Genomic DNA, 15,553 nt, shown 5'->3' with positions numbered 1-15,553 from the left:
GTGCTGTTTGTTTATGTGTCGTTTGCTTACGTGGATTGAAAATGATTTAAATCGACTAATTGGAGGTTTTTTTAGCTAAATAAAGTGATAGGTTAAAGTATCTCAATCACTGATATCGACATAACCCTTTCATGAAAAAACACATCCTCGTACTTATTTTCACCTTTAGTTCGCTGTGGCTATCCGGCTGTACATCAACCATTGATATTGACACCTCAAGCACGACTGCCTATGGGCCTAAAGTGTTTGAATCGCCGTCATTCACCGCAATTACCGTGGCTTATGCCCCTGAGATGCAGGGGATTTTGAATCGTATTGAGCAAGATCCAAACGCAAGTATTCACACCACAACGAATATCAAAGGGATAACGTATCGTTTAGGTACGTACCACGACCAGCCTATCCTGGTGTTTGCCACGGGTATGAGTATTGCTAATGCGGCGTTATCTATGCAAATGGCGCTAGACTATTTCCCAGTAAAACAGGTGGTGTTCATGGGTATTGCCGGAGCGGTGAATCCAAAGTGGCGCCCTGGGGATGTCATTGTGCCCGCACGTTGGTATTACCACGACGAGAGTGTATACACCAATGAAGACCCTAGTGCACCGGGCGAGTATATTCTTCCCGAGTATTATGAGGCGTTTGTGAAAAAGCAAGATGCCCGTCGGGTAAATGATCCACATTTGCCCCACTATAAGCCGTTTCAGTTTATTCACCCCGATGAAGTGCTTATTGTAAAAGAAGGCATGGATGAACCGGTGGATACGGCCTATTTCACTGCAACGCAACGCCTACTGGATGCGGCGCAGACAGCCATGTCCACCATGCCAACACAGCGAGTGCTAGACGACCGTGACGCTACTCTTTTTGTGGGCGGTAACGGCGTTACGGGCTCGGTATTTTTAGATAATCGAGAGTACAGAAAGTGGACTCGTGATGTGTTTAGCGCAGAAGTGACCGAAATGGAATCGGCTGCCATAGGGCAGGTGTGCACCATTAATGAGGTAGATTGGGTGATTATTCGCGCCATCAGCGATTTAGCCGGTGGGCAAGAAGGCCTTAATGTAGAAAGTAAATATGATACTGAAGTATCGAGAATTGGCGCGAATGTGCTTTTTTCAGTATTAGACGAGCTATCGAAAAGCCAATAACGTTTCACTGCTCGTGCGATTAGACTATAAGAGCGCTTAGGCTATTAGCGCGCGCAAACTGCTTGAGCGCGTAGAAAGTAAGCACGCTACTAGCAGAGTCAATATGGGACTAGCAATGTTGCGCCATCAGCGAATGGTTCGCACCATGTTGATAGTTGTGGTGGCCAATTTAACTTCGATTAAAAACACGATTAGCGCAATTATCAAGAAGATCATGGCAAGAATAAAAAGCACTATCACCGGCGTTTTTAAATCGACTATCCACAGCGAACCTGCAAATAAAGCCATGATGACAGAGCACACGAGAAGGCCAGAGGTAACGCAAAGGCCAATGGCCCAATTAATCACCTTTACTCTTCTCCACAGCACTTTAATCTCGCGCTTAGACCTATCCACTATATGGGGGTCGGATAGCGTATGAATTTGTCTTTCTGCAACACGTACTCTATCTGAAATTCGTCCTAGCCGCGAAGACATGACGTTTAAGAAGCCTGCAATCCCTGTGAGCAAAAATACGGGCGCGACAGCAAATTCTATGAGTTGGGAAAGGCTTGGAATTAACGTATTCAATGCATTTTTCCTACATAGCTATTTCTGATTAAATTGTGCAAATACATGTTTATTGTACTCGAAAATGTGCGAAAGCCAGATCTGTCTTACTTTTATGAACGTTTAACGTAATGCTTTTATTGTAATGGTAACAATACCGTATAGTAACGGTATCACGCGGTTTGCATTTTTATATATGCATATCTGACTTTGCATCGTTTTATCTGTACGCGCAGGTTTATCAATGTTGGCTGAATAAGCTTACGAAAAGTATCCGTTTACCAAAAAGATAGCAAATATCAACACGCCCTTATTATTCAAAGGATTATTAATGACGTTTAAGCCGTTATTTTCATTGTCGTACATCACACTTTCCCTTACCACACTGTCGCTCACCGCTGGTTTATCAACTGTTTCAGCTGCAGAAAATAGCGACAATATTGAGCGTATTGAAACCACCTCGTCCCGTATTGTAGGTAACGAAAACAATGTCGGCTATATCGTATCCTCAATCACGGAAGACACTCTTGACTTATTATCGTTTCAGCACATTCAAGAGTCGCTTAATTACATTGCGGGAGCGGGCGTACAGCGAGGCAATGGACAAGAGTACTTACCTGCACTGCGCTCTCCTGTACTTACTGGCGCAGGTGCCTGCGGCGGAATCTTAGCTGCTGAAGACGGCATCCCGTTGCGAGCTGCTGGTTTTTGTAATATCAACGAGCTGTTTGAAGCTCATGGTGAAATGGCTCAGCGTATTGATGTAATAAAAGGACCGGCGTCTGCGCTTTATGGCTCCAATGCCATTCACGGCGTTATTAATGTAGTGACGCCTGATACCACCAGAGGGGGCGGACTGTTAGGTGTCGACTACGGCTCTTACGGATTTCATCGCGTTAAACTAAGGCAAGGCAAAGACTTCGGCGATAGTGGAATAGGCATTAATGCCAGCATCACCAGAGATACGGGCTATCGAAACGATGAGGGCGTTGATCAAGAAAAAGTGAATATTCGCCATAGAGCTGACTTCGACAATGTGTCGATAACAAGCGGTGTCACGTACACCAATCTCGATCAGGAAACGGCAGGTTACATCACAGGGTTCGAAAGTTACAAAGATAAGCAGGTAGCGCGGAGTAATCCAAATCCAGAAGCGTTTAGGCAAGCGAAAAGCTTACGCATTTGGAGCAAAGTTGATTGGCTATTTGATAACAACAGTGCACTGTCTATTACGCCTTACGTGCGCGATCAGTCTATGGACTTTAGAATGCATTTTCTGCCGGGTAAACCACTTGAGCAAAACGCGCAAGAAGGCGTAGGTGTGCTAACGCAATACAATTACATTATGAGCCCTTCGTTAAATATTGATGTTGGTCTAGATGCTGAATATACCCAGGGTGAACTTATTCAGTCACAAGACAGCGAAACTGTAGGCTCGGCGTTTCTCGTTGAAACTGTGCCACAAGGGAAGCATTACGATTACGACGTGGATGCGACTATGGTTGCTCCGTTTTTTGCCGTTAATTTGCAGCAAGGCGCATGGGATATTTCCATTGGCGGTCGATTTGAGAGTATGCGATACGACTACACCAATAATATGAATGTGGGGAGGCTGTCAGAGGACGGTTCTGAGTGCGGATTTGGTGGATGTCGATATAGTCGGCCTGAAAGCGGCAAAAACGACTTTGATAACTTTAGCCCAAAACTGTCGATGCAATACGCTTTATCTGACACCACACGTTTTTATGGCGGCATAGCCAAAGGTTATCGAGCCCCTCAAGCCACAGAGCTTTACCGCTTACAACGAGCGCAACAAGTGACTGATTTAGACGCGGTGGACGCCACCAACATAGAAGTTGGTATACGGGGCGAACTGGCTGACGGCAGCTATGTACTGTCTCTATATAGCTTAGAGAAAGACAACGTAATTTATCGCGATAGCGATTTCTTTAACGTTAGCAACGGAGAAACCTGGCACAGAGGCGTTGAGCTTACTTTTAATTATGCTATCAACTCCCGTTTAAGCATCGATTTCGCGGGCTCCTATTCTGCCCATACCTATGAGCACGACCAGCTATCTGGAGAGGTGAATATTAAAGGGAACGATATGGATACCGCGCCAGACTGGCTTACAAACACTAGACTGCAATATTCGCTAACCGACGCCATAGAAACACAGCTAGAGTGGCAACATGTTGCAAGCTATTTTACTGACCCAGAAAATGCAAACGAATACGAAGGTCACAACCTTTTCCACGCTAGGGCAAGTTATGCTGTGTCTGACAATATGACGTTATATGCCCGCATAAATAACCTGCTTGATGAAACCTATGCTGAACGAGCCGATTTTACCTCTTTCACCGGTGCACGTTACTTTCCAGGGCGCCCACGTAACTTTATGCTAAGCGCCACATTTACGATGTAAGGTTATTATTCAAAGTAGTTCATTCAGTTGCTAAATACGGCTTCTAAATACAGTTGCTAAATACAGTGATTAAGTGCGGCTGCTATGTAATGTTGCTATACGAGGTTACCAGAACGGGTGACTAGACCGGGTTACTAGAGATAGCTGTCCAAAAAGGGCTACTAAAAAAAGTATTTGTTCTTATAAAGAATGCACACTTTCTTGCAACGACCGCGCACTCAACGGGCTAACCAACATCACTTGTAGGCACAACGTGATAGGGGTAGTCTGTAGATGTGCTGCTTGCGCCAGATAAGTCACGCCACCTATAAAGTATTGCATCAGTGTTTATAGGTGGAATGATTTTTATAGGTAAACACGCATGCAGAAAATAGTCATAGTGGGAGGCGGCGCAGGTGGACTTGAATTAGCCAGTCGTTTAAGCCGCAAACTGGGCAGCAAAAATAAAGCTGATATTACGCTAGTAGATAGAAGCAGAACCCATGTCTGGAAGCCGCTGCTACATGAAGTGGCCGCAGGTGTTATTGATAAGCACTCTGACGGGGTAGATTACGCCATTCACGCAGCATCACATAATTATCGCTTCCAGCTAGGAGAAATGTGCTCAATAGATGCCGCGGCAAAAACACTTACACTCTCACCCCTCATAGATGAAGAGGGGCATGAAGTGCTCCCTAAGCGCCAAGTTGAATATGATCAGCTAGTTATGGCTATTGGTAGTGTAAGTAATGACTTTGGTACGCCAGGTGTGGCAAAACACTGCTACCTGCTTGATTCTTTGGCGCAAGCCGAGCGCTTTCATCGCGCCCTGTTAAATCAACTTATTCGCATTAATCAGCAAGAAGTTTCGAATTTAGATAAAAACGCGCATATTAACGTTGCCATTGTGGGCGCTGGTGCTACAGGCACAGAGCTAGCGGCGCAGCTTCACCATGTGGCCAATCTGTCAAAGGCCTACGGCATGCCGGATATGTCGGCTTCGCGACTTAAAATCACTATTGTTGAGGCTGGAGAACGCATACTTCCCGCACTGCCGACGCGCATTGCCAATACGGCTCGTGAGGCATTAAACGACTTAGGCGTTGTTATTAAAGAACAAACAACGGTAGCAGAGGCAGATTGCGATGGGCTTATTACCAAAGACGGTTCCCGTATCGACGCGGATTTAATGGTGTGGGCGGCAGGGGTTAAAGCGCCGGATTTTGTTACCAGCATGGGGCTGTTTGAAACAAATAAAGCGAATCAAATTCTTGTTGATGAGCAGCTTCGAAGCACCACAGAAAAAACGATTTGGGTGCTGGGAGATTGCTGTGGTTTTCAGCAGGATAACGGAAAGTGGGTTCCGCCTCGGGCGCAGTCCGCGCACCAGATGGCAGATATTGTAGCTCATAATATTTGTGCCGTAGTTAATGGCAAAACAACAAAACCTTTTGTTTATCAAGACTATGGTTCGTTAGTGCATTTGAGTAAATACAGCACGGTGGGCAGTTTGATGGGCTCGTTGTCAAACGGCAGTATGTTTATAGAGGGCCGATTGGCTAAGCTAGTGTATGTGTCGCTGTATAATATGCACCAGTTTGCCGTTCACGGAAAGGTGAAAGGGGTACTCAAGCTGTTGGTTAAAAAATTAAGCCACGCCATGAGCCCAAAACTTAAGCTTCATTAGGTGTTACTTTCTCGTTATTAACAGAAAGTTCGCATACCGGCTGTTGCTACAGCATCAAACCGGTACGCGGGCTGTTTATTCTGCTTGTTGCTCACTTATCGCAAGCTTACTTTGTGCTTATTGCTTAACGCCTTCCACGTGCAGCTCTAGTTCTACAGTTTGTGACGCTGGACCTAGGTCGTAATCAATACCGAAGTCTTTCAGTGCAATAACCGTCGTTCCCATGAACCCAGCGCGATAGCCGCCCCACGGATCTTTACCTTCTCCAATCTTTTTCGCATTAATGGTAATAGGTTTGGTAACGCCATGAAACGTGAAGTCGCCCATCACGTCCATCATGCCGTCGCCTTTTTCAACAATTTTAGTGCTTACAAACTTTGCTGAAGGGTATATGTCAACGTCTAAAAAGTCGTCGCCTTTTAGATGCTTGTCTCGTTCAGCGTGATTTGAATCGATGCTGTCGGTAGTAATGTTTACCATTATATTCGCATCACTTGGCTTTTCGTCATCGTAGCTAAAGGTACCTTCAAAGTCATTGAAGCGACCGGTAAGCCATGAATAGCCTAAATGCTGAATTTTAAAGTTGATTGACGCGTGTGCGCCCTTACTATCGATTACGTAATCAGCTGCTTGAACAGAGCTCATCGATAATGCGGCTGCGAGTGCCAGTGTTAACTTCTTCATAGTATCTCCTTTCATTGAATTTTAGCGAAGCCGTAACATCTGCTTCAGCGTGTCGTCTTTATTGAAAAAATGGTGTTTCAGCGCTGCTATTGCGTGCAGTGAAGCAGTAACAATCAGTATCCATGCTAAATAGAAATGGACGTCGCCCGCGATATCCTCTTGGTTCTCAATAAGCTCACCAAGAGCAGGCACTGCAAACCAGTTAAAAACGTCGATGGCTCGCCCGTCTGCTGTTGAAATTAGGTAGCCAGAGGTGAACATACTCAACAACAGCGCATACAAAAAAAGATGCCCGGCTTTACTTGCGCGCTTTTCAAGCCGATTGCCATAAGCAGCTGGTCGAGTGCTAACTAGGCGAAATACTATACGGGCTAGAGTTAACGCTAAAAGAATGAGGCCTGCGCTTTTGTGCCAGTGGGGCGCTGTTTTGTACCAGTCGCTGTAGTAGGTAAGGTCGACCATCCACAGCCCAGACGCGAACATGCCAGCCACTGCCAATGCGGTAACCCAGTGGATAAGTAAAATAATTCGCGGCCATCTCGTGTTCATAGTGCGTCCATCTATCATGTTAAGTTCAGCATATAGTCTAAACTTAAGAATGAAAATTTCTAAAAATTCGACAGTTTGTTCTTTTTTTTAGAATCTAACCTGACTAATGACTCGCCAGTCGTGACTTAGTCAATCATGTCTTTACTAAGCGGTTAAAAAGCGACTCTGAAAAGGAAGTCTTTAGACATAAGACTGTTTAAACGTAACGCGTGTTAATAAAGTTTAATAATGGGCAGGTGTTTATATACGCAATCTGGCTCGATTTTGGCAGCATTACTGGGGAATAACGAAAATTACAACACCAATGCCGATTAGAAGTGAGGTAAGAACATGAGCAAAACGCCGCTTCCCACTAATGTGGTGACAAAAGCGTTCACGTGGGCAACTCAAGAATTAGGCCTAAATGTTACGCAGGTTTCTGAAATGCTAGGAATTTCTACGCAAACCCTAGCAAAGAATACCTTGAATGGATTCGAAAACAGCGCACCAGCTTACAGAAAGCAGTTGTCATTTATCCGTATGTATTATTTACTCAGTGCCATGTCAAAAGGAAACACTGAACAAATACACTCATGGTTTTATAGTTATAACATGGCATTTGGATCAACTCCGTCGGATACGTGTTCGCAATATGATGGACTAGAGCGTATATCCGACTACCTTCGTTCGTTAAAGCAAAGCGATGCGGAAGAGCAATTTTCGCCCATTTTATCAAAACATAAACAGGGTGATGGCTCGGCGCTGCAAAAGACTACGATGCACTAATATTTCGCCCATGCTTTTCGTTAATAGTAAAAATAAAGTCAGCGCAACGCTGAGGCTGCGTTACGGGGATCATGTGCCCTGCGTCCCCAATTATTTCTGATACAGAACCCGCGATGGTGCTTTTTACCGGATGTATATGCATGTCAGGCGCTAAAATAGCGTCTTGTTCGCCATATAACACGCCAACGGGGCAGGTTATGCTAGCGTAAGCTGAGTGCTGACGAACTAAGCTACCTTGCGCTGCTACAGTATCGCGGCTCCCCTCGTAAAAAGACTTTGAATGCAGAGCCAGCGCTCCACCTCCATGTTTTGCAAAACTTTTTGGGACTGCTTCAGGGTGAAAAATCTGCGATATTTGTTTGCTGCCAAATTTTACTCTAAACGGGCTAGCGATAGTTTTAGATATGCTTTTACGTAGAAAGTTATTAGGAATGTAAAGAATGGAAAGCGGACCTGCGCCTTTGAGTAACCTCGTGGTAAGTGGACACAGCAGCGATACAGCATTAATACGCTCGGGGGCATCAATCGCCATGCGCAGTGCAATTCCGCCACCCATAGAGTGACCAACAAGATAGGCATTATCAATACCGACTTTGTCCATCCATTCACGTATCATGCTGCTTTGCTTTTCAAATGACGCTGATGTGGACTTTGCGCGGATAGAAAACCCATTTCCTGGCCTATCAATACTGTAAACGGTGTAGCGAGTTGCTAATATTGATGCGAGCTTCGAGAAATTAGCACTATTGCCTAACAGACCATGAATAAGCACCAGCGCAGGGCCACTTCCCTGCATTTGCCAGTGAATTGTGCCACCCTCTACAGGAGTCAGCTTGCCTGTTGCAAAGAAATTTTGTTCAATTTTTTTATCAATGTTAGTGGTGAACCAAACAAGTAGGGCAAGAATAAAAACAATAATAAGCAACGCAATGAACATAAGTGTTCCAATATAAAATAGATAAATAAACGTATAGGTTTCTTGAAACAGCGTCAATAACGTAATCGTGTGTTCGTGCGAAAGGACATAGCGTTTGAGAAATGTATGGTTTGAGAAATGCGTATTGATGAAAAAAAGAAAACGGCGAAACGCTCATTACAAAAGTCATCAAGAAGCCCGTTAAGTCGGTTATAGGAAGGTCAATGGAACGGAAAATAACGTCGTCAATATCAATTGATGAAAGCGAAATAGAGATGCAGGCTATTCGTGCACAGGGCGCGGGTGGTCAAAATGTGAATAAAGTAAGCAGTGCTATTCATTTGCGCTTTGATATACGGGCATCATCGCTGCCGGATGCTCTTAAAGAGTCTTTGCTCTGTGCAAAAGACAAGCGAATCACTACCGACGGCGTTCTTGTATTGAAGGCACAAAATTACAGAACGCAGGAACAAAATAGAGAAGATGCGATTACTCGACTGATAGGGTGGATTAAAGCAGCGACGATTAAGCAAAAACCAAGAAAACCCACGCGAGTGAGTCGCGCCGCGAAAGCGCGAAGAGTCGACGCAAAAAAATTACGAGGTGCGAAAAAATCTTTGCGTGGAAAAGTGGAAGTTTAGGAGTAAATAAACTAAAGTATAAGCCTCAAAATTTGTCATTCCGCAAGACAACGGAAAATTCTAATAAATATAACTAGATGTGTCTTGTGTGCTGGGGTGTAGTGCCTAACAGCGCATCTAATCGATGTGTGCTCACCCTCAATATCGGAAATTAGGAAAGCAGAAAAAGTGACTCGTTCAGAAGTTATCCCAATGGTGCTGTTTGCAGCTATCGTTTTTTGTCTTGGCATGAATACTCCCCAAGCAGCAAATGAAATCATTGCGCAACTATTTAATCAATCAATCACAAATAGTGAGCTGCAGCCTTCTGAGGCAGACGTAGAGCGTTTCCAATCGATGCTAACGGACAAGTCTGAAAAGGAAGTACGCCACTTACTTGCCCAGCGTGCTTTAGGTAACAAGATCACTGAATCGGTACTAGCTGACTTTGCACAGAAAAATGAAATTACCCCTGAAGACAGTGAGATTCAGTCAGCCTACTCGGTAATAAAGCTGTGGACTGTCGATTTAGACAATGCGGGTGAATACCCTGTAGAAGAGCTTGAGCGCTACCGCATGGCCTTAGCGCAAAGCATGGCTAAAAGCTGGAAAGTGTCTAAAGCACTTTACGAAGCTTATGGCGGTGATGTTGTTTTTCAGCAAGATAACCCGCTTACTCCGGTTGGCGCATACCAGCAGCTTTTCGAGCAATACCGCGAGAAGGGTGAGTTCGTTATCTACGATCCAATATTTAAAGCGGCATTTTGGAGTTCGGTTCGCATGAAATACGCGAAGACTCAAGATCCAGACAATATCGACTTTTCTTTTCCGTGGTGGGAAAGGAGCATGAGCGCCTCAGAAAAAAATAAAGATTCAAGTTACTAATAAATTAAGTTTTTTTAAAATTCTCTTAAAAATTTAGTTTTACAAGGGAATAAACCCTTTCCTTCATCCGTTTACTCAGTGTCCAATCAAAAACACTGGAGATAAACGGATGAAACATATCAATACTGCTATTCTACTAGCACTAGGCATTACTTCTACATCACCTTTCGCACAAACTGCAGAGGTATCGTCTTCCACAGTTTCTGCCACCTCAGCAGAGTTCAGCTCACAAAATACGTCAATAAGTGCGTCAACTAGTCAACAATTTGGAGTTGCGTTAGCTATCGGTCAAAATATTGAAACTGATGAGCAAATGAGTGAGGTCGACTCGCAGACGACTGACCTTAGCAATAATGATGCGCAACCAGACCAACCTACACCTGAAACAAGTGCCCCACTAGAGAGCTCCCAATCTACGATGAATACCAATGCGATGGTTACAAACACAATGGATAGCGCATTGAATGGCACGCTAGAAACAACTGAAATTAGCGCACTAACATCGACGGCCGACACTACAGATTTATTAGGTGATACGGTGACAGACTCATTGGTAAACTCTCAGGCAGACGCATTGCCAAATTCTGTGAATGGCTTAGTAGAGTCATCTCTCACTAACTCGGTTAACAGTACGGTGAGTACTGTCGTCGATAGTACGGTAGCAGGCACAGTCAGCGAGTCAGTGAGCGGTAGCATTTCAAACACAATTACAAACTCGGTTGATTCTACAATACAGAGCACGGTATCAAACACAGTATCTAGTACAGTGGAAGATACGGTATCTGCATCAGTAAGCGACTCTGTATCTTCATCAGTTTCGAACGCGATCGGCTTATAAACGACTCGGTTTGAAAAGCGCTCAGCTTTGTAAAATGCTGAGATACACAGGGGCTGGTAATAACATACTTTGAGTTATTATCAGCCCCCCTTCATCACTACCCCTCTTTATTTATGCCTTTACCGTTTTAGGTCACCGCTATGAAAACACTTAATGAATGTACTATTGCACGGTCAGTAGCTTTAATGACTGCGCTTGTTTTTACACCACGACTACATGCAATGAATGATTCATCCTTATCAGATGAGAAGTCCTGGTTTTCATTAACAGGGAAAGGCTATGTCGCTTATCAACACGATAGCAACGTAGGCATTAGTGAGCTTGATACAAACTCGAACAGCGCTGATTCTGCGCGCTACACGAAGGGAAATCTCAAGCTATCAATAGCTCCGACAGATGCTTGGGTGAGCGACCTCTCAGTAACCCATTCTGCTACGTCATACGGCGAGCAAAGTGAATTTGATTTAGATATTACAACGTTGGGAGTTGCTTCAAGTTACGCATTTGAGGCTCTCAAAGTTGGTGTGCATTACTATGATGCCAATGCGTCACTAGGCTCAGATCGTTTTTTGTCCTACGAGCAGTACGGAGTTTCTGCGGGAAAATTAATTATGCAGCGTGGATATGTGCGTTTAAGCACCGATAAAGTGGCAAAGCAATTTGAGACAGCAACAAATAGGAACAGTAACGCAGATTCCTTTCGCGCAGATATGTTTTGGTTTTTCGAGGATGACGACTTTGTAGAGCTTGCGCTGACATATCAAGATGAGGATGCTGTTGACAATGTGTTTAGTTTCAAAAGTAACGGATTGGAACTGGGGTATTCGTATCCTGTATCTGTTCTTTCAAAAGTACTCACTTTTAAACTCGCGTATCAGCTGAATAACCGAAACTATGCAAACGAAACTGCAGGCGGAATTGGCCGAGAAGATGACAGTCAGCGAATTAAATTGGACATAAACTACGAGGTCTTAAGCTATCTGGACGTAGTATTCTCAGCTCGCTCAGGTGATTTTGATTCAACATTGGCTCAGGCTGATTACAACGAAACGATAGCCGAGATAGGGGTGAACCTTCATTTTTAATTAGGTAAAAGGGGGCTGCCTTAGTGCAAAATTCCAAAGCCGTAAACTGAATCACGCCCAGGCTCACCAGCGTCAATGGCATTTTTTTGTAGCAGTGTTAACGCTGCCATCCTGCTTTTTTGCCGCTGTAAGTAACAAGCATAGGTTGCCGCCACTTGAGGTGCGGCCATAGAGGTTCCACTTTGGCGAATCGTTGCTCCGTTAGGGTGTGCCGCAGGTATAGAGACTCCTAAAGCAGCAAAGTCGACATAGTCACCTTGATTAGCCCAGCGGTAAATACCTCCGCTTTCGTCAACAGCCGATACGCCAATGGTTTCTTTATAGGCGGCCGGATACAGCGGCAACGATGCAGGCCCTTCGTTACCAACCGCTGCAATTATTTGAATACCTTGATGAGTTAAATAAGTCATTGTTTTAGCTAAAACAGGATTGTCGGGACCCGCTAAGCTCATATTGATCGTTTCGACGGACTGTGACGCTAAATAATCGAGTCCATCAATCAACGAACTTAACGTCGCGCCTTGGCTTACACTACTCCTTGTATAGAAAACACTGGCATTAAAAAGGCGGCTATTTAACGGTAATTTTTGAGCTAATAGGCTTGCAACGGCAGTTCCGTGTTCACTGCCATTTTCTGTTTGCTCAGGTGAAAATGTCATTTGCTTGATAGTTAGGTGAGATAGCATAGGGTGCTTTTCCACAATATTACTATCTACCATTCCCACACGTAAAGGTGACTGGCACGTAGGGGATGCATTACCTTTTTTGTGCACTAGTGTTTCACTGACGTGCTGTTTTTGTTGCGATAAATAAATATGGTTTCTACCTACTTGAGACTGAAGCTCGGCAGGAAGGTTGTCGCGAATAAGTGACAGCTCATCCAAAGTCGCTTTTACTTTGACTATATAGCGCCATCTATCTAACGCTTTTAAAAATTTTGCATCTATATGGGTAAAGTTAGAGGATTGAAAATAACGGCTATCTTCTTTATTGCCTATAAATATCCATTCCCGTTCAACCGCTAGAAAGCCATCTGGCGTCGTTATCTCACTAATAACAATTTGGCCAGTTGTTCCTAGAATTCTTTTCGCAGCAGGCACTTTAAAAAGCGGCGCTTTAATACTCGAAGCTGTATCGTAAATAATTGAAGTTAAATCATTTTTTCTAACATTCTCAATATTGGTTTTAGCTTTTCTTGCTCGCTCTCTAAGTGTCTCTAGGTGAGAAGGAGCTTGTTGTATCACTGGGGTGATGACCTGTGATGGTGTGGCTAAAACTTGAGTATTTCCTGCATAGGGGAGTAGCAGGGATAAAGCACCAAGCGTAAATGCTAACTTCATCAACTTACCTCTGCTCTAGTAATAAAAAGTGGAGCCATAAAAACGTAATGGCACACATTGTGCCGTTAATATTACGCTAATAATAATGACTGAAATAACGTTAACGAATTTATTCAAAAAAAATTCCAATTTATTGGGAATAAAAAAGCACTTGAACCGTTAACGATATAATACGGTTAAATTACACAGGTAATAACAATGAAAGAAGAGTTAACCGAGCTCCTACCATCCCTTCGAAAGTTTGCCTATTCGCTAACGGGGAACATGCATGATGCAGACGATCTATTGCAAAATACCATTGAGCGGCTGTTATCGAAACCCCCTTCAAAAGAAGTAACGTTAATGGCATGGGCATTTAGAGTTTGTAGAAATGTTTGGATAGATGAGTATAGAGCAAAAAAAGTACGTTTGAACGCAAGTGACGCGTTGCAAAATGAGTCAGAGATAGATAAGCAACAAACATTAGATGATGAAATTGCAAATGCGGTTACGTTACAACAAGTGTCAGATGCAATGGATACTTTACCCTCAGAACAACGAGAAACACTGTCATTGGTGGCTGTGCAAGGTATGAGTTACAACGATGCGTCACAAGTACTTGAAGTTCCCACCGGAACAATAATGAGCAGGCTAGCTCGTGCAAGGGGCAAAATAGCGTCGTTACTTGAGAATAAACGGGAGGTGCTATCATGAATGTTTCCAATGAGCAGCTCTCAGCTTTCTTAGATGGCGAACTTTCAGAACCTGATATGCAACACGTGAGAGAAGCAATCGCCATTGACATAAGTCTTGCTGATAAGTTAGCAGCCTTGGCAGAAGTTGATGTTATAGTTAAATCTGCGGCAGAAAAAGCGACCGCAACGGCGCTGCCAAAAAGTGTTTTGATGCTACTGGAGCAAGAGGCAGGCTCGTCTACTGGTGACTTAAACAACGCTGATATAAGCGAAAACCTTTCTGACAATGAAGAAAATAGCAACGAGGTGTTAGCATTTCCAGTGCATCGTAAAAGACGAAAATGGTATGTCCCAGTGGCAGCCGCAGCCAGTTTTGCGGCCTTCGCCGGTTTAGTTTTCGTTCAGCAGGATAGAACAGTGGCGCCGGGCACATCACTCGTAGCATCACAATGGGACAGCGTATCCTCTGTACTTGATTCTAAGCTAACCGGGGAGTCTGTGGAATTAGCGTCAGGCTTAGAGGTAACACCTCAGCTATCGTTTATTTCCACTGAATCCACGTACTGTCGACAAGCGAAAGTGGTCTCTAGCAATGAAAAAAATACGCTAATTGCATGTCGTAATACTCAAAGTGAATGGCAGCTGGTTGCTAGTAGTCTTCAAGCAGCAGACGACAATACAGGTGTTTACCAGACAGCAAGTAAAGCTGATGTGTTAAACGATGAGCTAAATAATTTAATGAGTGCGTCGCCTTTAAATAGAAAACAAGAGCAACGCGCAATCGAAAGTGAATGGCTGATGAAAAAATCAGCTCGAGGAGTCAAAAATGAAAACTAGTTTTTTAGTTATAATAACCTTATTAGTCGCCGCAGGTTGTGCAAGCCAACCGGATTACCGTGAAGCGTCAAAAGGTGGATTTGGATATACGGAAAGTAAACTCAGTGACAGTCAGTACCGAGTGCATTTCAAGGCGAAGGGAAGTGATAAAGGTAAGGCAATGGATTATGCCATGCTGCGCGCAGCCGAACTTACCTTGCTGGAAAGCTATGACTGGTTTGTTGTAACAGACAGAGAAACACTTATTGATAAAGAAACGGTAGGAACATCGCCCCAGGCAGGTTTTGAGCAACGTTATACACGAGTGAGAGATTGTGGTTTGTTAGGGTGTCGCACGTCTTACGAGCCGACAACTCAGGTTACAACTGGCGTTTTTGTCGGTGGAACGCAGTCTAGCGAAATTGAGAGTATTTTGAATATCGAGCTTGGGAAAGGGCCTAGACCAACTTCTACTACCAGCTTCGATGCTCGTGAGGTCAGAGAGAACTTGAAGCCAAAGACTGGTGAGTAAGTGGCTTATGTATAAATTGTAATTTGTTTATTCAGGCACATTAAAAAGCGCCATTAGA

Annotated in this window: 16 protein-coding genes; 11 read left to right on the top strand and 5 right to left on the bottom strand. The window is 44.0% G+C overall.

Annotated elements, in window-relative coordinates; genetic code table 11:
* Positions 1-131: 131 nt before the first annotated feature.
* A complete protein-coding gene (locus GTQ48_RS07230; RefSeq protein ID WP_163105906.1) occupies positions 132-1,151 on the top strand; it encodes a 5'-methylthioadenosine/S-adenosylhomocysteine nucleosidase in 1,020 nt (339 codons plus the stop codon).
* A 126-nt stretch (positions 1,152-1,277) separates the two neighbouring features.
* Here the strand turns inward: GTQ48_RS07230 and GTQ48_RS07225 are convergent, their stop codons facing one another.
* Complete coding sequence (locus tag GTQ48_RS07225) at positions 1,278-1,721, bottom strand: DUF2721 domain-containing protein (protein WP_163105905.1); 444 nt, start codon at positions 1,719-1,721, stop codon at positions 1,278-1,280.
* Between the two features lie 310 nt (positions 1,722-2,031).
* Here GTQ48_RS07225 and GTQ48_RS07220 point away from each other — a divergent pair, with 310 nt between their 5' ends.
* Positions 2,032-4,125 carry a TonB-dependent receptor gene (locus GTQ48_RS07220; RefSeq protein ID WP_163105904.1) on the top strand — a complete coding sequence of 698 codons (2,094 nt, stop codon included), beginning with the start codon at positions 2,032-2,034 and terminating at the stop codon, positions 4,123-4,125.
* 361 nt (positions 4,126-4,486) lie between these two features.
* Positions 4,487-5,791: an NAD(P)/FAD-dependent oxidoreductase gene (locus tag GTQ48_RS07215; RefSeq protein ID WP_163105902.1), complete on the top strand. Its 1,305-nt coding sequence runs from the start codon at positions 4,487-4,489 to the stop codon at positions 5,789-5,791.
* Positions 5,792-5,908: 117 nt separating this feature from the next.
* On the opposite strand, the gene GTQ48_RS07210 is transcribed toward GTQ48_RS07215, so the two are convergent.
* The gene (locus GTQ48_RS07210; RefSeq protein WP_163105900.1) at positions 5,909-6,475 is read right to left on the bottom strand and encodes a YceI family protein; all 567 of its coding nucleotides are present in this window, start codon (positions 6,473-6,475) and stop codon (positions 5,909-5,911) included.
* A 21-nt stretch (positions 6,476-6,496) separates the two neighbouring features.
* The gene (locus GTQ48_RS07205; protein ID WP_163105899.1) at positions 6,497-7,024 is read right to left on the bottom strand and encodes a cytochrome b; all 528 of its coding nucleotides are present in this window, start codon (positions 7,022-7,024) and stop codon (positions 6,497-6,499) included.
* 330 nt (positions 7,025-7,354) lie between these two features.
* Here GTQ48_RS07205 and GTQ48_RS07200 point away from each other — a divergent pair, with 330 nt between their 5' ends.
* Positions 7,355-7,789, top strand: coding sequence for a hypothetical protein (locus tag GTQ48_RS07200; protein ID WP_163105897.1), 435 nt, complete (start codon positions 7,355-7,357; stop codon positions 7,787-7,789).
* Here the strand turns inward: GTQ48_RS07200 and GTQ48_RS07195 are convergent.
* Positions 7,776-8,726: an alpha/beta fold hydrolase gene (locus GTQ48_RS07195; RefSeq protein ID WP_163105896.1), complete on the bottom strand. Its 951-nt coding sequence runs from the start codon at positions 8,724-8,726 to the stop codon at positions 7,776-7,778. The genes GTQ48_RS07200 and GTQ48_RS07195 overlap by 14 nt on opposite strands.
* 203 nt (positions 8,727-8,929) lie before the next feature.
* On the opposite strand from GTQ48_RS07195, the gene arfB reads away from it, so the two are divergent.
* The 4 genes from arfB to GTQ48_RS07175 all read left to right on the top strand — a co-directional run bounded on the left by arfB (position 8,930) and on the right by GTQ48_RS07175 (position 12,133).
* The gene (gene arfB / locus GTQ48_RS07190) at positions 8,930-9,346 is read left to right on the top strand and encodes an alternative ribosome rescue aminoacyl-tRNA hydrolase ArfB (RefSeq protein ID WP_163105894.1); all 417 of its coding nucleotides are present in this window, start codon (positions 8,930-8,932) and stop codon (positions 9,344-9,346) included.
* 168 nt (positions 9,347-9,514) lie between these two features.
* Positions 9,515-10,210, top strand: a complete 696-nt coding sequence (locus tag GTQ48_RS07185) for a SurA N-terminal domain-containing protein (RefSeq protein WP_163105892.1) — start codon at positions 9,515-9,517, stop codon at positions 10,208-10,210.
* A gap of 109 nt (positions 10,211-10,319) precedes the next feature.
* Positions 10,320-11,048: a hypothetical protein gene (locus tag GTQ48_RS07180; RefSeq protein ID WP_163105890.1), complete on the top strand. Its 729-nt coding sequence runs from the start codon at positions 10,320-10,322 to the stop codon at positions 11,046-11,048.
* Between the two features lie 140 nt (positions 11,049-11,188).
* A complete protein-coding gene (locus tag GTQ48_RS07175; protein ID WP_163105889.1) occupies positions 11,189-12,133 on the top strand; it encodes a surface lipoprotein assembly modifier in 945 nt (314 codons plus the stop codon).
* A 20-nt stretch (positions 12,134-12,153) separates the two neighbouring features.
* Here the strand turns inward: GTQ48_RS07175 and GTQ48_RS07170 are convergent, their stop codons facing one another.
* Positions 12,154-13,473 (bottom strand): S8 family serine peptidase, encoded by a 1,320-nt coding sequence (locus GTQ48_RS07170; RefSeq protein ID WP_163105887.1) that lies wholly within the window; start codon positions 13,471-13,473, stop codon positions 12,154-12,156.
* Between the two features lie 198 nt (positions 13,474-13,671).
* Between GTQ48_RS07170 and GTQ48_RS07165 the strand changes: the two genes are divergently transcribed.
* The 3 genes from GTQ48_RS07165 to GTQ48_RS07155 are packed head-to-tail and all read left to right on the top strand — an operon-like array spanning position 13,672 to position 15,495.
* Positions 13,672-14,166, top strand: a complete 495-nt coding sequence (locus GTQ48_RS07165) for an RNA polymerase sigma factor (protein ID WP_163105885.1) — start codon at positions 13,672-13,674, stop codon at positions 14,164-14,166.
* Entirely contained in the window at positions 14,163-14,984 is an 822-nt protein-coding gene (locus GTQ48_RS07160; protein WP_163105884.1) for an anti-sigma factor family protein, read from the top strand. The genes GTQ48_RS07165 and GTQ48_RS07160 overlap by 4 nt, the downstream gene beginning before the upstream one ends.
* Positions 14,974-15,495, top strand: coding sequence for a CC0125/CC1285 family lipoprotein (locus GTQ48_RS07155; RefSeq protein ID WP_163105882.1), 522 nt, complete (start codon positions 14,974-14,976; stop codon positions 15,493-15,495). The genes GTQ48_RS07160 and GTQ48_RS07155 overlap by 11 nt, the downstream gene beginning before the upstream one ends.
* Positions 15,496-15,553 lie beyond the last annotated feature (58 nt).

This window comes from Alteromonas genovensis (genome assembly GCF_010500895.1).
Lineage (GTDB): Bacteria > Pseudomonadota > Gammaproteobacteria > Enterobacterales > Alteromonadaceae > Alteromonas > Alteromonas genovensis.
This window is presented reverse-complemented; position numbering and strand designations above follow the sequence as displayed.

Excerpts from the sequence above, each read along its gene's own strand:
- GTQ48_RS07205 (WP_163105899.1), bottom strand. The coding sequence starts at position 7,024 with ATGAACACGAGATGGCCGCGAATTATTTTACTTATCCACTGGGTTACC.
- GTQ48_RS07220 (WP_163105904.1), top strand. The coding sequence starts at position 2,032 with ATGACGTTTAAGCCGTTATTTTCATTGTCGTACATCACACTTTCCCTT.
- GTQ48_RS07215 (WP_163105902.1), top strand. The coding sequence starts at position 4,487 with ATGCAGAAAATAGTCATAGTGGGAGGCGGCGCAGGTGGACTTGAATTA.
- GTQ48_RS07175 (WP_163105889.1), top strand. The coding sequence starts at position 11,189 with ATGAAAACACTTAATGAATGTACTATTGCACGGTCAGTAGCTTTAATG.
- GTQ48_RS07160 (WP_163105884.1), top strand. The coding sequence starts at position 14,163 with ATGAATGTTTCCAATGAGCAGCTCTCAGCTTTCTTAGATGGCGAACTT.
- GTQ48_RS07165 (WP_163105885.1), top strand. The coding sequence starts at position 13,672 with ATGAAAGAAGAGTTAACCGAGCTCCTACCATCCCTTCGAAAGTTTGCC.
- GTQ48_RS07155 (WP_163105882.1), top strand. The coding sequence starts at position 14,974 with ATGAAAACTAGTTTTTTAGTTATAATAACCTTATTAGTCGCCGCAGGT.
- GTQ48_RS07195 (WP_163105896.1), bottom strand. The coding sequence starts at position 8,726 with ATGTTCATTGCGTTGCTTATTATTGTTTTTATTCTTGCCCTACTTGTT.
- GTQ48_RS07210 (WP_163105900.1), bottom strand. The coding sequence starts at position 6,475 with ATGAAGAAGTTAACACTGGCACTCGCAGCCGCATTATCGATGAGCTCT.
- GTQ48_RS07230 (WP_163105906.1), top strand. The coding sequence starts at position 132 with ATGAAAAAACACATCCTCGTACTTATTTTCACCTTTAGTTCGCTGTGG.
- arfB (WP_163105894.1), top strand. The coding sequence starts at position 8,930 with ATGGAACGGAAAATAACGTCGTCAATATCAATTGATGAAAGCGAAATA.
- GTQ48_RS07180 (WP_163105890.1), top strand. The coding sequence starts at position 10,320 with ATGAAACATATCAATACTGCTATTCTACTAGCACTAGGCATTACTTCT.
- GTQ48_RS07200 (WP_163105897.1), top strand. The coding sequence starts at position 7,355 with ATGAGCAAAACGCCGCTTCCCACTAATGTGGTGACAAAAGCGTTCACG.
- GTQ48_RS07170 (WP_163105887.1), bottom strand. The coding sequence starts at position 13,473 with ATGAAGTTAGCATTTACGCTTGGTGCTTTATCCCTGCTACTCCCCTAT.